Source organism: Streptomyces olivochromogenes, assembly GCF_021538895.1.
GTDB lineage: Bacteria > Actinomycetota > Actinomycetes > Streptomycetales > Streptomycetaceae > Streptomyces > Streptomyces olivochromogenes_A.
Window position 1 is genome coordinate 1 of record NZ_JADDRL010000167.1, and the last position, 15,627, is coordinate 15,627.

The window sequence follows — 15,627 nt, forward strand, 5'->3', positions numbered from 1 at the left end:
AGTGTGGAGCGGGCCGAGCTGAACGCGATCCTGGACGCCGGGTTCGTCTGTCATCTCGGCGTGGTCGTCGAAGGGCGGCCGCTGGTCGTGCCGACCGTGTACGGGCGGGACGAACGGCAGCTCTACGTCCACGGGTCCGTGGCCAGCCGCAGTCTGGCCGGCGGCACGCCCGTGTGCGTCACCGTCACCCACGTCGACGGGCTGGTCCTCGCCCGGTCCGTCTTCGAGCACGGCGTCAACTACCGCAGCGCCATGATCCACGGCACGGCCCGCAAGGTCACCGACCCGGAGGAGAAGCTGGAGGGGCTGCGCCGGCTCACCGAGCACGCCACGCCGGGGCAGTGGTCGTACGTCCGGCGGCCGAACCGCAAGGAGCTGGCCGCCACCACGTTGCTGGCCCTCTCGCTCGAACAGGCCTCCGTCAAGATCCGTACCGGCGCGCCCGAGGACGGCGACGGGCCCGACGCCGGGCTGGGCCTGTGGGCCGGAACCCTGCCGCTGACCTCCGTCTGGGGTGCCCCCGAGGCGGACCCGCTGCTGCCCGCGCGGACCCCCGTACCAGGACACATCGCGCGCCGCGAGGGGACCCGGCAGGGCTGACGCGCGGGCGGGGGCATACCGTGAGGAGCCGAACGCCTGAGCCGGGAGGAGACACGGGATGGGCAGCCGCACCGCGCTGGTCGAGGATCTGATGGAGAGGTTCCCGCATGTACCGCGGGAAGCCGTCTTCAAGGAGGACCTGCTCCGGGGTGGGGTCGCCTTCGACGCGTCCGCGCTCTCCGACAACGAGAGCGGCGAGGTCAAGCCGAAGTCGTACTTCATCTTCTCCTTCGACCACGGCACCCTGCCCGAGCTGGGCGAGGCCGCGCTGCGGCGCCCGCCGGAGGAGATCATCCTCACCGGCGGACCGTACGACCTGCGGCGGACCGTGGTGTCGGTGCGCGTGAACCCGACCTCGCCCTACCGTGTCGCCGCCGACGGAGAGGGCCTGCTCGGGCTCTACCTCGACGGCAAGCGCATCGCCGACGTGGGCGTGCCGCCCATGCCCGAGTACTACCGGCACACCCTCTCCAACGGGAAGTCCGTGATGGAGGTGGCCCCGACCATCCAGTGGGGCTACCTGATCTACCTGACCGTCTTCCGCGTGTGCCAGTACTTCGGCGCCAAGGAGGAGTGCCAGTACTGCGACATCAACCACAACTGGCGCCAGCACAAGGCGGCCGGCCGGCCGTACACCGGCGTCAAGGACGTGGAGGAGGTCCTGGAGGCGCTGGAGATCATCGACCGGTACGACACGGCCAAGGCGTCCACCGCCTACACCCTCACCGGCGGCGCGATCACCAAGACGGTCGCCGGGCGCGACGAGGCCGACTTCTACGGCCACTACGCCAAGGCCATCGAGGAGCGCTTCCCCGGCCGCTGGATCGGCAAGGTCGTCGCCCAGGCGCTGCCCAGGGACGACGTGCAGCGGTTCAAGGACTACGGCGTGCAGATCTACCACCCCAACTACGAGGTGTGGGACCGGCGCCTGTTCGAGCTGTACTGCCCCGGCAAGGAGCGCTACGTCGGCCGCGACGAATGGCACAAGCGGATCCTCGACTCGGCGGAGATCTTCGGCGCGCGCAACGTCATCCCCAACTTCGTCGCCGGCGTCGAGATGGCCGAGCCCTTCGGCTTCACCACCGTCGACGAGGCCATCGCGTCCACCACCGAGGGCCTGCGCTTCTTCATGTCGCACGGCATCACGCCCCGCTTCACCACCTGGTGCCCGGAGCCGACCACCCCGCTCGGCAAGGCCAACCCGCAGGGCGCGCCGCTGGAGTACCACATCCGGCTCCTGGAGGCCTACCGCGCCACGATGGACGACTTCGGTCTGTCCTCGCCCCCCGGCTACGGCCCGCCCGGACCCGGCCGCGCCGTGTTCTCCGTCAGCTCCTTCATGGACAGCCTCCCCGCGCGGGAGACGGACGACGAGTCCGCCGGGGAGGCCGCCCAGGTGTGACCCGTCCCCGGCCGCCGGACATAGGGGGGTGTCACGACGGGCGGAGGACGGAAGGGGGCGGGTGTGCCCGACGACGAGGGAACACCTGAGCACGAGGAGAGACCGCGCGCGTTGTTCGCGGCGCACTACGGGCGGGTCCTGAGCTTCGCCCGACGCCGCGCCGACGACGCGGAGGACGGTGAGTCGGAATGCGCTCGCGGTCCGTACAAGAGGCCGCGGATGTGGGCCACGGTACTTCGTGACCTTCGCCCGGTACGGTGACCGCGACCTCGACGCGTGGTACGCGTACCGGGTCGAGGCGCTGGACGCGCGGGGGCGGGTCGTTGCCGTGTCGCGATCCACTGACTGACGGCCTGTCAACTCGCCGAGGCGAAGCGGCGGTTGTGGAAGGTCGGGTAACCGGTCCGCGACCGCCGGTAGCTGGATTTGAATAGGTCGCTTGTCAGTTGTGTCGAAGGCGTGAAAGGCTCGTGGCCTGCCGCGAGGGTCCCCCCAACTCCGTTGCCCAATATGGCCAGTTGACCTCGCACGTGGATGCAGGAGACCCATGCCCGACCTGCCGACCCCCCAGGACGCCGCCGAGGCCGCGCTGTTCTCCGAGTACTGGGACGCGGTGCTCTCCTACGCCGACCTGTGCACCTCCGGCGCGCAGACGGCCAACCAGCTGGCCACCGAGGCGTACGCGCTCGGCATGCGCGAGACCCGGGCCGCCGGAGCCTCCCCGGCGCGCGCCGCCGGCCGCCGCACGCCCCGGCTGCCGATGATCCCGCTGCTGCTGACCGCCGTGCGCACCACCGCCGCCGGCTGGGAGGCGGACGGCCTCGGCCACAAGCTCGACCCGGACCTCAGGCTATGGCTCAACTCCGACAAGGCCGGCCGCTACACCGGACCGCCCCTGCTGCGCCCGGTCGCGCTGCGCGGCCTGAGGGACATGCAGGAGGCCGACGCCGCGCTGCTGTGGCTCGCCGAGGTCGAGGCGCTGCCGCTGCCCGCCGTCGCCCGCCGCCTGGGCCTCGACCCGGCCGCCGCGGCCCAGGAACTCGACCAGGTCCGCGGCCTGTTCCGGGACCGCTGCCACCGCGCCCACCTCGACACGCCGATGGACGCGCAGTGCCGCAGTTACGCCCGTCTCCTCGACGCGGTCACCCGCTCGCCCGCCGCCGACACCCCGGGGGACCTCTCCCGGCACCTCGCCACCTGCGTGCAGTGCGCCGAGGCCGCCGCCTGTCTGCGGCTGCACGGCGGCGGACTGCCCGCGGCCCTGGCCGGCGGCGTCATCGGCTGGGGCGGCCTCGCCTACCTGGAGCGCCGCCGCCGGGCCGCCGAGGTCCGGCTGGGCGCCGGGCACCCGGAGAAGCCGGCCGCCCTGGAGGGCGGCGACCCGGCGGAGGGTACGGGCCGCAACCGCGTCCTGCGCAACAGCCTGCTCGCCGCCGCCGTGCTGCTGTCGGTGCTGGCGCTCGGCGTGTCGATGATGCCGTTCGGCGGCTCGAGCCAGGTCGACGCGGCCGCCCGCGACGACCGTCAACCGGTGGCTGATCCCAACCCGTCCCTGCCCGCCGCCGACCCGCTGCCGTCCGACTCCGCCCCGGCGAAGCCGTCCCCGACCGGTACCGCGAGCGCGTCCCACCACAAGAACCCCGACCCGGAACCCCAGGGCTCCTCCGCGTCCGACTCCCACGGCCCCAAGTCCGCCCCCGCCACCGCCACCAGCGAGGCGGCACCCACCTGCCGGGTCGACTACCGCCTCGACAGCGAGTGGCCCGACGGCTTCCAGGCCACCGTCACCGTCACCACCACCCGGGCCCTCACCGACTGGCGCGTCGCCTGGTCCTTCCGCGACGGCCAGCAGGTCGGCCAGATGTGGGACGCGACCGTCTCCCAGAACGGCTCCCGGGTCACCGCCACCGCCGCCGACTACAACAAGGCCGTCGCCGCCCACGGCACCCTCGCCTTCGGCTTCGTCGGCTCCTGGAGCGGAAAGAACCGCCCGCCGTACGCGTTCTCGCTGAACGGGGACAGCTGCGCGACGAGCTGACCGGCCGCCGGGACCGATGACCGGTACCGGCTGCCGGAAAAAACGATTGACGGGGCGATCCCCCGACGGGAAACATGAGCGTCGCACGCCGAGGGGCGTGCGACGCGTGAGCGTGGACGAGGAGGTGTCGACCGATGGCTGTCGTTGCGATGGGCGCTGCCCGCCTCCAGAAGACCGTCAAGTCCACCTCCGTGGCCACCGGCTGACGACCACACACTTCGCCGCGCCGTTTCGCGCGCGCTCGCCGGGGCCACCCTTGTGAAGGGTCTCCCTTGACTTCCAGCTCCGCTTTCTCCGCTTCCTCCGCCTTTTCATCGCTCGCTCCCTACGGCTGGGACGAGGCCTGGGCGGAGGAGTTCACCCCCTACGACTCCGAAGGACTGCTGCCCGGACGCGTGATCCGGGTCGACCGCGGCCAGTGCGACGTGATCACCGCCGGTGGTGTCGTCCGGGCCGACACCGCTTTCGTCACCCCGCACGACCCGCTGCGGGTCGTGTGCACCGGCGACTGGGTAGCCGTCGAGCCCGGCGGCAATCCGCGCTACGTACGGACGTATCTGCCGCGCCGTACCGCCTTCGTGCGCTCCACCTCCTCCAAGCGGTCCGAGGGGCAGATCCTCGCCGCCAACGTCGACCACGCGATCGTCGCGGTGTCCCTGGCCGTCGAACTCGACCTCGGGCGCGTCGAACGGTTCCTCGCCCTGGCCTGGGAATCGGGGGCACAGCCCGTGGTCGTGCTCACCAAGGCCGACCTGGTGGCCGACCCCGTGACGCTGTCGCACCTCGTCCAGGACGTGGAGACGTCGGCGCCCGGCGTGCCGGTGCTGACCGTCAGCGCCCGGCACGGTGAGGGGCTCGACGTTCTCACCGCGTTGGTCGCCGGGGGTACGTCCGTGCTGCTCGGCCAGTCCGGAGCGGGCAAGTCGACGCTCGCGAACGCGCTGATCGGCGAGGACGTCATGGAGGTCCAGGCCGCTCGTGACGTGGACGGCAAGGGGCGGCACACGACCACCACCCGCAATCTGCTCGCCCTGCCCGGCGGGGGCGTACTGATCGACACGCCCGGGCTGCGCGGCGTCGGCCTCTGGGACGCCGAGGGCGGCGTCGGCCAGGTGTTCTCCGAGATCGAGGAACTGGCCGAGCAGTGCCGGTTCCAGGACTGCGCCCACGAGAGCGAGCCCGGCTGCGCGGTGCTGGCCGCCGTCGACGCCGGAGACCTCCCGGTACGCCGACTGGAGAGCTACCGCAAGCTCCTGCGCGAAAACCAGTGGATCACCGCCAAGACCGACCAACGCCTCCGCTCCGAAATCCGCCGCGAATGGAAGCGGAGGGGCGCCGAGGGCAAGGCGGCGATGGAAATGAAGCGGGGGCGGTGGGGGTAGCCGACCGGCGCGGGCAAGGTGGTGTCCGAATTCCGCCAGCCGGTCGCCGTGGGCATCGCCCACACTGGAACACGTGAGGGACGAAGACACCAGGTACGAGGCTGTGCGGAGTCGGGATGCCCGGTTCGACGGGGAGTTCTTCTTCGCCGTCGAGACGACCGGGATCTACTGCCGGCCCAGCTGCCCGGCCGTGACGCCGAAGCGGCGCAACGTGCGGTTCTTCTCGACGGCCGCCGCCGCGCAGGGCTCCGGCTTCCGGGCGTGCCGCCGGTGCCGCCCGGACTCCGTGCCCGGCTCGGCCGACTGGAACGTCCGGGCGGACGTCGTCGGGCGGGCCGTCCGGCTGATCGGGGACGGGATCGTCGACCGGGAGGGCGTCGCCGGGCTCGCCGCGCGGCTCGGCTACAGCGCGCGGCAGGTGCAGCGGCAGCTCACCGCCGAGCTCGGCGCCGGCCCCGTCGCGCTGGCCCGGGCCCAGCGCGCGCACACCGCGCGCGTTCTGCTGCAGACCACCGACCTGCCGATCACCGAGATCGCGTTCGCCTCCGGATTCGCGAGCGTGCGCCAGTTCAACGACACGATCCGCGCGGTGTACGCCCTGACCCCGAGCGAGCTGCGTACCGCGGCCCCGGGCGGCCGGGGCGCGCGCCGGTCCACCCCGGGCGCGGGGATCCCGCTGCGGCTCGCCCACCGGGGGTCGTACCAGTCCGGCCCCGTCTTCGACCTGCTCGCGCGCGAGCAGGTGGCCGGTGTCGAGGAGGTGTCCGGCCCGCCCGGCCGCCGGGTCCTCAGACGCACGCTGCGGCTGCCGTACGGCACCGGGATCGTCGCCGTCGAGGAGCGCACCTCGACCGTCCGGGCGGGAATCGCCGCCCACCCCGGCGGCTGGCTCGACGCCCGGCTGCACCTGACCGACCCGCGGGACCTGACGACCGCCGTGCAGCGGCTGCGGCGGCTGTTCGACCTGGACGCCGATCCGTACGCCGTCGACGAGCGGCTCGGCGCCGACCCACGGCTCGCCCCGCTCGTCGCCGCCCGGCCGGGCCTGCGCTCGCCCGGTGCCGCCGATCCCGCCGAGTTCGCGATCCGGGCCCTGGTCGGGCGCACCGAGGCCGAGCGGCTCGTCCTGCGGTACGGCAAGGCGCTGGACGTCGCCTGCGGCAGCCTCACGCATCTGTTTCCCGAGCCCACCGTCCTCGCGGAGGCAGAGCCGCACGGCACGCTCGGGGCGCTGGCCGCCGCGCTCGCCGACGGGGTCGTACGGCTGGACCCGGGCGCCGACCGGGACGATGCCGAGCGGGCCCTGCTCGCCCTGCCCCGCATGGACCCTGCCGTCGTCGCGGCCATCAGGGTCCGCGCCCTCGGCGACCCCGACGTGGCCCCGCCCGGCGCGGACGTGCCGGACGGCTGGCGGCCGTGGCGCTCGTACGCCGTACGACACCTGTGCGAGGAAAAGGAGTTGGAGTCGGTATGACGTACTGGACGCGGGTGGACGGGCCCTTCGGCCCACTCCTCCTCACCGCCGCCCCGGACGGGGCCCTGACCTCGCTGTCCGTGCCCGGGCAGAAGGGCGGCCGCACGGTCCTGGCGGACTGGCGGCAGGACCGCGGGCCGTTCCGCGCGGCCGAGGACCAGCTCGCCGCTTATTTCGCCGGTGAACTCAAGGAGTTCCGGCTGGAGTTGAGGACCGAGGGCACCGAGTTCCGGGAGCGGGTCTGGGCCGCCCTCGACTCCGTCCCGTACGGCGCGACCACGACGTACGGCGAGATCGCGGCGCGGATCGGCGCCTCCCGGGCCGCCGTACGGGCCGTCGGCGGCGCGATCGGCGCCAACCCGCTGCTGATCCTGCGCCCCTGCCACCGAGTGATCGGCGCGGACGGCTCCCTGACCGGCTACGCGGGCGGACTCGACCGCAAGGTGTGGCTGCTCACCCTGGAGGGGGCGCTCGGCACAGCGGGCGCCTCGTAACGTCCCCTCCAGCAGCGCAAGCCCGCTCCGGCGTGACTCCGGGGCGGGCTTCCGCTGGTTCAGGCCCGGATCACACCAGGCCGGCCCTTTCCAGCGCGGAGCAGCAGGTGTCGACGAGCAGCCGCGTCACGACGTACGGGTCGACGTTGGCGTTCGGGCGGCGGTCCTCGATGTAGCCCTTGCCGTCCTTCTCGACCTGCCACGGGATACGGACCGAGGCGCCGCGGTCGGAGACGCCGTAGGAGTACTCGTTCCACGGGGCGGTCTCGTGCAGACCGGTCAGCCGGTCGTCGATGCCGGCGCCGTAGTTCTTGACGTGGTCGAGCGGCTTGGAGCCCTCGCCGAGCGACTCGCAGGCGGTGATGATCGCGTCGTAGCCCTCGCGCATCGCCTTGGTGGAGAAGTTGGTGTGCGCGCCCGCGCCGTTCCAGTCGCCCTTGACCGGCTTGGGGTCGAGGGTGACCGAGACATCGAAGTCCTCGGCGGTGCGGTAGAGCAGCCAGCGGGCCACCCACAGCTGGTCGGCGACCTCGATCGGCGACAGGGGTCCGACCTGGAACTCCCACTGGCCGGGCATGACCTCGGCGTTGATGCCGGAGATGCCCAGGCCCGCCTTCAGGCAGTTGTCCAGGTGAGCCTCGACGATGTCACGGCCGAAGATCTCGTCGGCGCCGACACCGCAGTAGTAGCCGCCCTGGGGGGCCGGGAAGCCGCCCTCGGGGAAGCCCAGCGGACGGTCACCCTCGAAGAAGGTGTACTCCTGCTCGATGCCGAAGAGGGGAGCCTGCGCCGCGAAGCGTTCGGCAACCACCGTCAGCTCGGCACGGGTGTTGGACGCGTGCGGGGTGCCGTCGGTGTTCAGGACCTCGCACAGCACCAGTACGTCGTCGCCGCCTCGGATCGGGTCCGGGCAGGAGAAGACCGGTTCGAGCACGCGGTCCGAGGCGTGGCCCTCTGCCTGGTTGGTGCTGGAACCGTCGAAGCCCCAGGTGCTCGGCTCGGCGCCGTCAGCCAGGACCTTCGTCTTCGACCGCAGCTTGGCGGTCGGCGACGTGCCGTCGATCCAGATGTACTCAGCGCGGTAACTCATGATTCTTCTTTCCGGTGATTTTCGGGACAGGGAAGATCCCGGCCCCGTCTCATGGGGTGATGGCTCTGGGGGTGCGGCAGATCGTCGGCGCGAGTTCGCCCGGGATCCGCTTCGCGGTCAGGCAGTCTGCTTCCCGGCTCCGGTGGATGCGGCCTCGCTGTCGGTCGCCCGCTTCAGGGCTTTGCCGACCTGGGTGTGGCATCCCTTCTCCGCGTCGCTCAAAGGCGTGCCACCCCAACGGTCGACGGCCGCGAGCTCGGCGCCCTGCTGCAACAGGTACGCGACGACGTCGATATGCCCCTCGGACGCTGCCAGGTGGAGCGCCGTGCGCCCGTCGTAGTCGCTGGAGGAGGGCATGACTCCGGAGGCCACACAGGCCCGTACTCCGTCGAGGTCGCCCTTGCTGGCCGACCACAGCAGCCGCATCGTGCCTTCGATCGCCGACTGGTTCTTCTTCAGGCGTGGGTCACGCTTGCTCCCCTGGTCGTCACCCACGAGGGAGTCGTACACGTGGAAGTTGTACTTGGCGACCAGTTGCTTGCAGAACTCGATGCCGCGCACGGAGTTGCCCAGCGAGTCGAGCCGGGGTGACCAGATGGCGATCCCCATGACCTGGGGCACGACGAGCATGAGGGCACCCGAGACCCCGCTCTTCGCCGGCAGCCCGATGGTGAAGGCGAACTCACCGGAGTAGTCGTACATGCCGCAGGAGGACATGAGCGAGAGGCATTTCTGTACGGTGTCGGTGGAGAAGACCCGGTCACCCGAGAGCGGCACGACCCCGCCGTTGGCGAGGGTGGAGGCCACGGAGGACAGCGCGGCACCGTTGAGTTCGACGGAACAGCACTGAAAGTAGAATTCCAGGGTCTGGATCAGATTCGTGCCGACCGGGAAGGCACCGTGCTCGCGCATGAAGTAGCCGAGGGCGAAATTGCGGTCAGCCGTCTGTCGCTCCGAGAGGTAGACGGCGTTGTTGAAACCGATGGGGCTGCCGCCCGCCAACTGGCGCCAGGTGTCCGCGACGTAGTCGAAGCGGTCGGCGATGTCGAGTGAGGGCTCGATGAGTGAGCAACTCATGATGGCACCAGAGTTGATCATGGGATTGTGCGGGAGTCCGTTCCCGTTCACCGACAGTTCGTTGAAGCCCAGACCGCTCGGTTCGCGGCCCACGTGCCGGTGGACCACATCGGCGCCGTGTCCCTCCAGCGTGAGGCAGTAGTTGATCGGCTTGCAGACCGACTGCACGCAGAAGTTCACGCCGACGTCACCGATCGTGAAGCGTTGACCGTCCACCGTGCAGACGGCGATGGCGAATTGGTCGGGAGGTACCCGTCTCAGCTGGGGGATGTAGTCCGCCACCTTCCCCCGCTTGTCGGGCAGCAAACTGTCGTAGATCTCGGTGATGTCCGCCGTGAAGGAGGCGAAGTCCGGGATGACGAGTTCGCCGGTGATGGCCCGGGCCAGCAGATCCTCGTTCCTGTGGCACAGTTTGGTGAATCCCGCGAGGTCCAGCAGTTGTTCGCCGGTGGTGTCCGACGCGTCCTGCCCGGCCCACAGGTGCCCGAGGCGTGGGTCGTCGGGGGTGATGCCCGCCTGGCGGAGCCGGTCGATGATCTCATTCCGGCTTATACATCCGTTCGCGTCCTTCTTGAACGACTGGAACAGCTCGCGCACCATGTCGGGATCTCCTGACGTGGGCTTCACCGGGACATGCTGAGCGGTCGCGGCGTGAGAACGGGTACCGGCGCGCCTCACTTTGTGATTGCCTCCCGTTTCGCCCATGGCGGCACCTCTTTCATTCGCATTCGTGCTCCCCGAAGCACTGTTGTGTGATTTCACCTCACAATGCCGATGATGTCCGTGCAAGCCGCAGGACCACCTATGGTCAAACCCTTCGGTACGTAGGTCGCCCCCATGGTCAACGCCTCTCGGTGGCACCGAGGTTCCTTCACCGCCCACCGAAGCTTCAACCTGCACGGAACCGAAGTCTTTGTCCTCATCGGTGGTGGCAGGTTGTCGCGTCACCGTGTCAATTGATCACATAGGCCTCGGAGTTCGGCCGACGACCACATTTCACCGTCCCTGGCGTTCCGGGACGCGGTTCCATCCATCAGGAGAAACAGATTTGAACAGCGCAGACACCGCCTTCGTGTTGATCAGCGCCGCGCTCGTCATGTTGATGACGCCCGGGCTCGCGTTCTTCTACGGCGGCATGGTGCGGGTGAAGAGTGTCCTCAACATGCTCATGATGTCCTTCGTCTCGCTTGGCATTGTCACGGTGCTGTGGGTGCTCTACGGGTACTCGCTCGCATTCGGTGACGATCTCGGGGCCGGACTGCTGGGCGGCTTCGACCACATCGGCCTCAAGGGCATCGACGCCGGCACGTTGACCAATGGCAAGGACGGCATCCCGGTCTTCGCCTTCGCCCTGTTCCAGCTCATGTTCGCCGTCATCACTCCGGCCTTGATAAGCGGCGCCCTTGCCGACCGAGTGAAGTTCAGTGCCTGGGCGGTCTTCATCACCCTGTGGGTCTCGCTGGTGTATTTCCCTGTCGTCCACTGGGTGTGGCAGGCCGACGGCTGGCTGTTCAAGCTCAAGGTGATCGACTTCGCTGGTGGGGCAGCGGTCCATATCAACGCCGGTGTCGGCGCACTCGCAGCGGTGTTGGTGGTGGGCAGGCGGATCGGGTTCAGGAAGGAGCCCATGCGTCCTCACAGCCTGCCTCTGGTCATTCTGGGTGCGGGACTGCTGTGGTTCGGGTGGTTCGGGTTCAATGCCGGTTCCGCCTTGGCGGCCAATGGCGCGGCGGCCACCATGGCCCTGAACACGCAGATCGCCGCGGGCGCCGCGATGCTCGGCTGGCTGGCTTGTGAGCGGATCCAGCAGGGTGCGTTCACCACGCTGGGCGCTGCTTCCGGGGCGGTCGCCGGTCTGGTGGCCATCACTCCGTCGGGCGCGCACGTCAACGCCTTCGGAGCGATCCTCATCGGCGTGGTGGCGGGTGTGCTGTGCTCCTGGGCGGTAAGCCTGAAGGACAGGCTGGGCTACGACGACTCCCTGGACGTCGTCGGTGTCCACCTGGTGGGCGGCCTGGTCGGCACCCTGCTGGTGGGAGTCCTGGCCATCGATGGCGTCGGCGGCCTGGGGCAGTTGGGCAGGCAGGCGATCGGCGCGTTCTCGGTGATGGGCTTCTCGTTCGTCGTGTCCTGGATCCTTGCGAAGACCGTCGACGCCACGATCGGGTTCCGGGCCGTCGAGGAGGACGAGACCTCTGGGGTCGACCGGGCCTTCCACGCCGAGAGCGCCTACGACTTCACCCTGTTGGGCGATGCGTTGGCCGAGCACACCACGGTGCTCGTCGGCGGTACCGACGCGACGATCACGCTCGGGCGGCAGAAGACGGGTGGATGAACGAAGTTCATCCCGGCGGCGACGCCCAGGCGTCCTCGTCCAGCCCCCAGCTCTGGGTCCGGCGCGGGTGGACCCGGATCACCTCCTCGCTGAGGTGTGGGCCCAAGTCGTGTGGTCCGGTCAGGAGTTCGGCCTCGCTGAATTCGGTCATGACGGCAGCCGAACACGCCCGGCCGCCCGGCACATCGGCTCAGGGCCCTAGGACGCTGGCCCTAGTCCGCCGCGTGGACCGCCGGCCGCGTACGCCATGCGGGTGTCATGGGTGGTGATGTGCCGTCCGTCTCCCGGTCCCGTGTGTCACCGTCACCTCCGGCGGGCCATCGGGAAGGGCGGGCGCACACATGCTCAAGGGCGGACGGGTCCTCGTGCTCCGGGGCGGACGGGTTTGCGCGGTGGCGCTGCTGGCCCTGGTGGGCACGACCGTCCCGGCCACCGCCGACTCCCTCCCGGCCTCGGCCGACTCCGCGCCGGCGCACTGGACCGGCACCTGGGAGACCGCGCCCTCCGGCACCACCCCCGCCCTGCCCGGCGCCGCCGTCCGCAACGTCGTGCACACCAGCGTCGGCGGATCGGCCCTGCGCATCCGGCTGAGCAACCGGTTCGGCACCTCCCCCCTCGTGCTGGGCGCGGTCACGGTCGCCCTGCGCCGGGCGGCCGGCCCGGACGCCGTACCGGGCTCGATGCGCACCGCCACCTTCCACGGCGCCTCCACGGCCGTCGTCCCGGTCGGCAGTGACCTGGTCAGCGACCCGGTCCCGCTGGCCGTACCGCCCGCCGCCGACCTGCTCGTCACGGTGCACACCCCGGGCGACTCCGGCCCCGCGACCTTCCACCGCACCGCCCTGCAGACCAGCTACGTGGCAGCCCACGGCGACGGGCGGGCGGCCGACGAGGACGGCGCCGCCTACACGGCCACCACCGTCCACTGGTACTACGTCACCGGCGTCGACGTCGACGGTCCGGCCGCCGGCAGCGTCGTCGCGTTCGGCGACTCCCTCACCGACGGCAACGGCTCCACCCCCGACGCCAACCACCGCTGGCCCGACCTGCTCGCCGAACACCTCGGCCCGCGCCGGTACGGCGTCCTCAACGCCGGGATCTCCGGCAACCGCCTGCTGCGGGACGACGTGGCGCCGGGCGCGCTGACCCGGCTCGACGACGACGCGCTGTCCCGCTCCGGCGTGCGCCTGCTGGTCGTCCTGGAGGGCATCAACGACATCAAGGGCACCTCGGCGGCCACCGACGCGGACGCCTTCGCGGCGGCCTACCGCACGATCGTGGCCCGCGCCCACGCGCGCGGCATCACCGTCGTCGGCGCGACCCTCACCCCGTACGGCGGCTACCCCGCCTACACGGAGACCGGGGAGGCGGTACGGCAGCGGGTCAACGCCCTCATCCGCGCGGGCGGCCTCTTCGACGCGGTCGCCGACCTCGACGCCGTCGTCCGTGACCCGGCCCGGCCCGAACGGATCCGGGCCGCCTACGACCCCGGCGACCATCTGCACTTCAACGACGCGGGCATGCGGGCGCTGGCCGACGGCGTCGCCCTGGCCGGCTTCGGGCAGCCCGTCAGCCCCGGATGACCGCGGCGAGCCACGCCGCCGCGATCAGCAGGCAGGCGAACAGCTCGGCCAGCACGCTGGACCCGCCCGAGCGCATCGTCGTCCGCAGCGCGGCCATCGCGTCCCCGTGGCTGCCCAGGCGCAGGCGTTCGTGCAGGTAGATCCCGGCCATGAAACCGGGCACGGCGCCCAGCACGGGCACCACGACGAAACCGAGGAGCGCACCGAGGCCCGCGTACACCGCCATCCGGGGCGTGGCGCCGCTCTCGCGCAGCCGGCGCGGCGGCAGCGCCCAGCGCACCACCTGGGCGAGGAACAGCACGAGGGTGGCGCCCACCAGGACGCCCCAGGCCACCGGCCGCGGATCCGTCAGCGCCCACCACAGCACCGCGGCCCACACCAGCCACGAGCCCGGCACCCCGGGCACCAGCACTCCGCACAGGCCGAGCACGATCACCAGGCCGACCGGCAGGAGTTCCCACACTCCCATCTGCCCAGCGTGCCGGAGCACGGGAGCGGGCGCAGGTCACGTACGGGTCACTCGTGGGCGTCCCGGGCCACCCAGCCCCGCTCGTAGGCGTGCCAGCCCAGTTGCAGCCGCGTCGTCACCCCGGTCAGCTCCATCAGCCGCTTCACCCGCCGCTGTACGGTCCGCAGGCCCAGGTCGAGCTGTTTGGCGACGCTCGCGTCGGTCAGCCCGGCGAGCAGCAGCGACAGGACCTCCAGGTCGGTGGCGTCGGGGCCGTCCGGCTGTTCCTCGGTCACCCCGCACGCGCCGAGCCGCAGTGGCAGCGCCTGCCGCCACACCGACTCGAACAGTCCGCACAGCAGCTCCAGCAGGCCGCTGGCGTGCACGATCAGCGCGGCCGGGCCGGCGGTGCGTGAGGTGAGCGGCACCATGGCCAGGGAGCGGTCGGCGACGACCAGCTTGGTCGGCACCCGTTCGACGACCCGGACCCGTTCGTCCCGGCCCAGCGCCGCGGTCAGCTCGGTGATCCCGTCGGGCAGGTCGAACACCGCGCGCTCGACGACCACCCGGTAGCGGACCCCGCGCCCGGCGGCCTGCGCCTCGGCGTCGTTGTCCATGCCGGAGACGACCAGCGGGTTGCCGGTGACCAGCGCGCACACCTCGTGGCTCGCGCCGAGCTGGAGCTGGAGGAAGCGCTGGGTGACCGCCGCCGCCCCGGTCACCACCTCGACCAGGTCGTGCACGGCGGGCTCGGCGGCGGCCGCCCGGTACTCCTCGGCGAGCAGCGCGGTGGCCAGCTCGGCCTTCTCCAGCTCGTGCCGCTGCTGGGTGAGCAGCGCGCCCAGGGCCACGCCGGGCGGGGCCGCGACCCAGCGGCCCGGGCGGGCCGAGGACTGGGCCGCGAGGCCCTGCCGCTCCAGCCGGCGCAGGGCGCGCTCGGTGTCCTGCTCGCCGAGTGTCAGGCGCCGCGCGAGATCGGGCACGTCGGCCGCGCCCACCGACACCAGTGCCCGGTACGCCGCCTCGTGCGTCTCGTCCAGCCCCAGCGCTGCCAGCATCAGCCCCTCGTCCCTCCCCGCCCCACGGTCCGGAGGCGGGCCGCGGTGGCGGAAACCGGCCACGGCGCGAACCCGCCGCGGCCCATCATCGCCGTACCACCGGTCACTCTGCCAAGGTGACGTCACCGCAGAGTTGATCACGCCGCCGCGCACGGACGGGTGCGGGGAAAGCGGTTCACGCTCTGGGTCCCCGGATGTCGCCGGGCGGTCCTCCCGTGGGGGGTGGGGCCGCCCGGCGGCCAGGTCGGCGGCTGGTCGAGGCGCCGACGCGGCCGACGTGGCCGACGCTGCTCGCGCGGTCTTGACGCGTACGGCCTTGATTCGTACGGGAGTTCACCGGATCCCTCGACGTGCCGTTCGCGGGGCGCGGGTGCGCCGGTTTTTCCGGATGCCCCGTTTTCATGCGGCCCGTGCGGTGGACAATTGGGGGCATGAGTCAGCAGGGGGGTAGGCCCACCCGTCAAGACGACGACTGGTGGGGGGAGTTGTACGACGACTCCACCGAGGACACCGGGGCCACGGCCACGGGTGATTCGGTGGACGACCGGTTCGCCTCGGCGTCGGACACGCTGGGCGGGCGCCGGGGTGCGGGACGGCAGCCGAGGGACGCGGACGAGGGGCCACCGCGCCCGCGCGCGCCCTGGGA

General features: G+C 71.4%; 13 protein-coding genes and 1 pseudogene. 9 read left to right on the top strand and 5 right to left on the bottom strand.

Annotated elements, in window-relative coordinates; genetic code table 11:
• The 6 genes from IPZ69_RS43310 to IPZ69_RS43335 all read left to right on the top strand — a co-directional run.
• The coding region (locus tag IPZ69_RS43310; RefSeq protein ID WP_235460392.1) for a pyridoxamine 5'-phosphate oxidase family protein at window positions 1-600 on the top strand (600 nt) is incomplete at its 5' end.
• A 58-nt stretch (window positions 601-658) separates the two neighbouring features.
• Window positions 659-2,002, top strand: coding sequence for a radical SAM protein (locus IPZ69_RS43315; RefSeq protein ID WP_235460393.1), 1,344 nt, complete (start codon window positions 659-661; stop codon window positions 2,000-2,002).
• Window positions 2,003-2,549: 547 nt separating this feature from the next.
• Window positions 2,550-4,040: a cellulose binding domain-containing protein gene (locus tag IPZ69_RS43320; RefSeq protein WP_235460394.1), complete on the top strand. Its 1,491-nt coding sequence runs from the start codon at window positions 2,550-2,552 to the stop codon at window positions 4,038-4,040.
• 272 nt (window positions 4,041-4,312) lie between these two features.
• A complete protein-coding gene (gene rsgA, locus IPZ69_RS43325; RefSeq protein WP_235460395.1) occupies window positions 4,313-5,422 on the top strand; it encodes a ribosome small subunit-dependent GTPase A in 1,110 nt (369 codons plus the stop codon).
• A 73-nt stretch (window positions 5,423-5,495) separates the two neighbouring features.
• On the top strand, window positions 5,496-6,896 hold the full coding sequence (locus IPZ69_RS43330; protein WP_235460396.1) for a DNA-3-methyladenine glycosylase 2 family protein: 1,401 nt from the start codon (window positions 5,496-5,498) through the stop codon (window positions 6,894-6,896).
• The gene (locus IPZ69_RS43335) at window positions 6,893-7,390 is read left to right on the top strand and encodes a methylated-DNA--[protein]-cysteine S-methyltransferase (RefSeq protein ID WP_235460397.1); all 498 of its coding nucleotides are present in this window, start codon (window positions 6,893-6,895) and stop codon (window positions 7,388-7,390) included. The genes IPZ69_RS43330 and IPZ69_RS43335 overlap by 4 nt, the downstream gene beginning before the upstream one ends.
• A gap of 70 nt (window positions 7,391-7,460) precedes the next feature.
• Here IPZ69_RS43335 and glnII read toward each other — a convergent pair whose 3' ends face one another.
• Both glnII and glsA read right to left on the bottom strand, forming a co-directional pair.
• On the bottom strand, window positions 7,461-8,480 hold the full coding sequence (gene glnII / locus IPZ69_RS43340; protein WP_235460398.1) for a glutamine synthetase: 1,020 nt from the start codon (window positions 8,478-8,480) through the stop codon (window positions 7,461-7,463).
• Window positions 8,481-8,597: 117 nt separating this feature from the next.
• Entirely contained in the window at window positions 8,598-10,157 is a 1,560-nt protein-coding gene (gene glsA / locus IPZ69_RS43345; RefSeq protein WP_235460399.1) for a glutaminase A, read from the bottom strand.
• A 448-nt stretch (window positions 10,158-10,605) separates the two neighbouring features.
• Between glsA and IPZ69_RS43350 the strand changes: the two genes are divergently transcribed.
• Window positions 10,606-11,892 (top strand): ammonium transporter, encoded by a 1,287-nt coding sequence (locus IPZ69_RS43350; RefSeq protein ID WP_235460400.1) that lies wholly within the window; start codon window positions 10,606-10,608, stop codon window positions 11,890-11,892.
• 7 nt (window positions 11,893-11,899) lie between these two features.
• Here IPZ69_RS43350 and IPZ69_RS43355 read toward each other — a convergent pair whose 3' ends face one another.
• The gene (locus tag IPZ69_RS43355; protein ID WP_235460404.1) at window positions 11,900-12,043 is read right to left on the bottom strand and encodes a hypothetical protein; all 144 of its coding nucleotides are present in this window, start codon (window positions 12,041-12,043) and stop codon (window positions 11,900-11,902) included.
• Between the two features lie 190 nt (window positions 12,044-12,233).
• On the opposite strand from IPZ69_RS43355, the gene IPZ69_RS43360 reads away from it, so the two are divergent.
• Window positions 12,234-13,475, top strand: coding sequence for an SGNH/GDSL hydrolase family protein (locus IPZ69_RS43360; RefSeq protein ID WP_235460401.1), 1,242 nt, complete (start codon window positions 12,234-12,236; stop codon window positions 13,473-13,475).
• On the opposite strand, the gene IPZ69_RS43365 is transcribed toward IPZ69_RS43360, so the two are convergent.
• Complete coding sequence (locus IPZ69_RS43365) at window positions 13,462-13,944, bottom strand: DUF456 domain-containing protein (protein WP_235460402.1); 483 nt, start codon at window positions 13,942-13,944, stop codon at window positions 13,462-13,464. The two genes, IPZ69_RS43360 and IPZ69_RS43365, sit on opposite strands and share 14 nt — an antisense overlap.
• Before the next feature lie 47 nt (window positions 13,945-13,991).
• Complete coding sequence (locus IPZ69_RS43370) at window positions 13,992-14,981, bottom strand: helix-turn-helix transcriptional regulator (RefSeq protein ID WP_235460403.1); 990 nt, start codon at window positions 14,979-14,981, stop codon at window positions 13,992-13,994.
• Window positions 14,982-15,412: 431 nt separating this feature from the next.
• Here IPZ69_RS43370 and IPZ69_RS43375 point away from each other — a divergent pair.
• Window positions 15,413-15,627, top strand: a pseudogene (locus IPZ69_RS43375) (protein phosphatase 2C domain-containing protein); the annotation flags it as partial.

What these genes read in the sequence shown, in the direction of transcription:
- IPZ69_RS43315 (WP_235460393.1), top strand. Translation starts at nt 659, where the DNA reads ATGGGCAGCCGCACCGCGCTGGTCGAGGATCTGATGGAGAGGTTCCCG.
- IPZ69_RS43320 (WP_235460394.1), top strand. Translation starts at nt 2,550, where the DNA reads ATGCCCGACCTGCCGACCCCCCAGGACGCCGCCGAGGCCGCGCTGTTC.
- IPZ69_RS43335 (WP_235460397.1), top strand. Translation starts at nt 6,893, where the DNA reads ATGACGTACTGGACGCGGGTGGACGGGCCCTTCGGCCCACTCCTCCTC.
- glnII (WP_235460398.1), bottom strand. Translation starts at nt 8,480, where the DNA reads ATGAGTTACCGCGCTGAGTACATCTGGATCGACGGCACGTCGCCGACC.
- glsA (WP_235460399.1), bottom strand. Translation starts at nt 10,157, where the DNA reads ATGGTGCGCGAGCTGTTCCAGTCGTTCAAGAAGGACGCGAACGGATGT.
- IPZ69_RS43355 (WP_235460404.1), bottom strand. Translation starts at nt 12,043, where the DNA reads ATGACCGAATTCAGCGAGGCCGAACTCCTGACCGGACCACACGACTTG.
- IPZ69_RS43360 (WP_235460401.1), top strand. Translation starts at nt 12,234, where the DNA reads ATGCTCAAGGGCGGACGGGTCCTCGTGCTCCGGGGCGGACGGGTTTGC.
- IPZ69_RS43365 (WP_235460402.1), bottom strand. Translation starts at nt 13,944, where the DNA reads ATGGGAGTGTGGGAACTCCTGCCGGTCGGCCTGGTGATCGTGCTCGGC.
- IPZ69_RS43370 (WP_235460403.1), bottom strand. Translation starts at nt 14,981, where the DNA reads ATGCTGGCAGCGCTGGGGCTGGACGAGACGCACGAGGCGGCGTACCGG.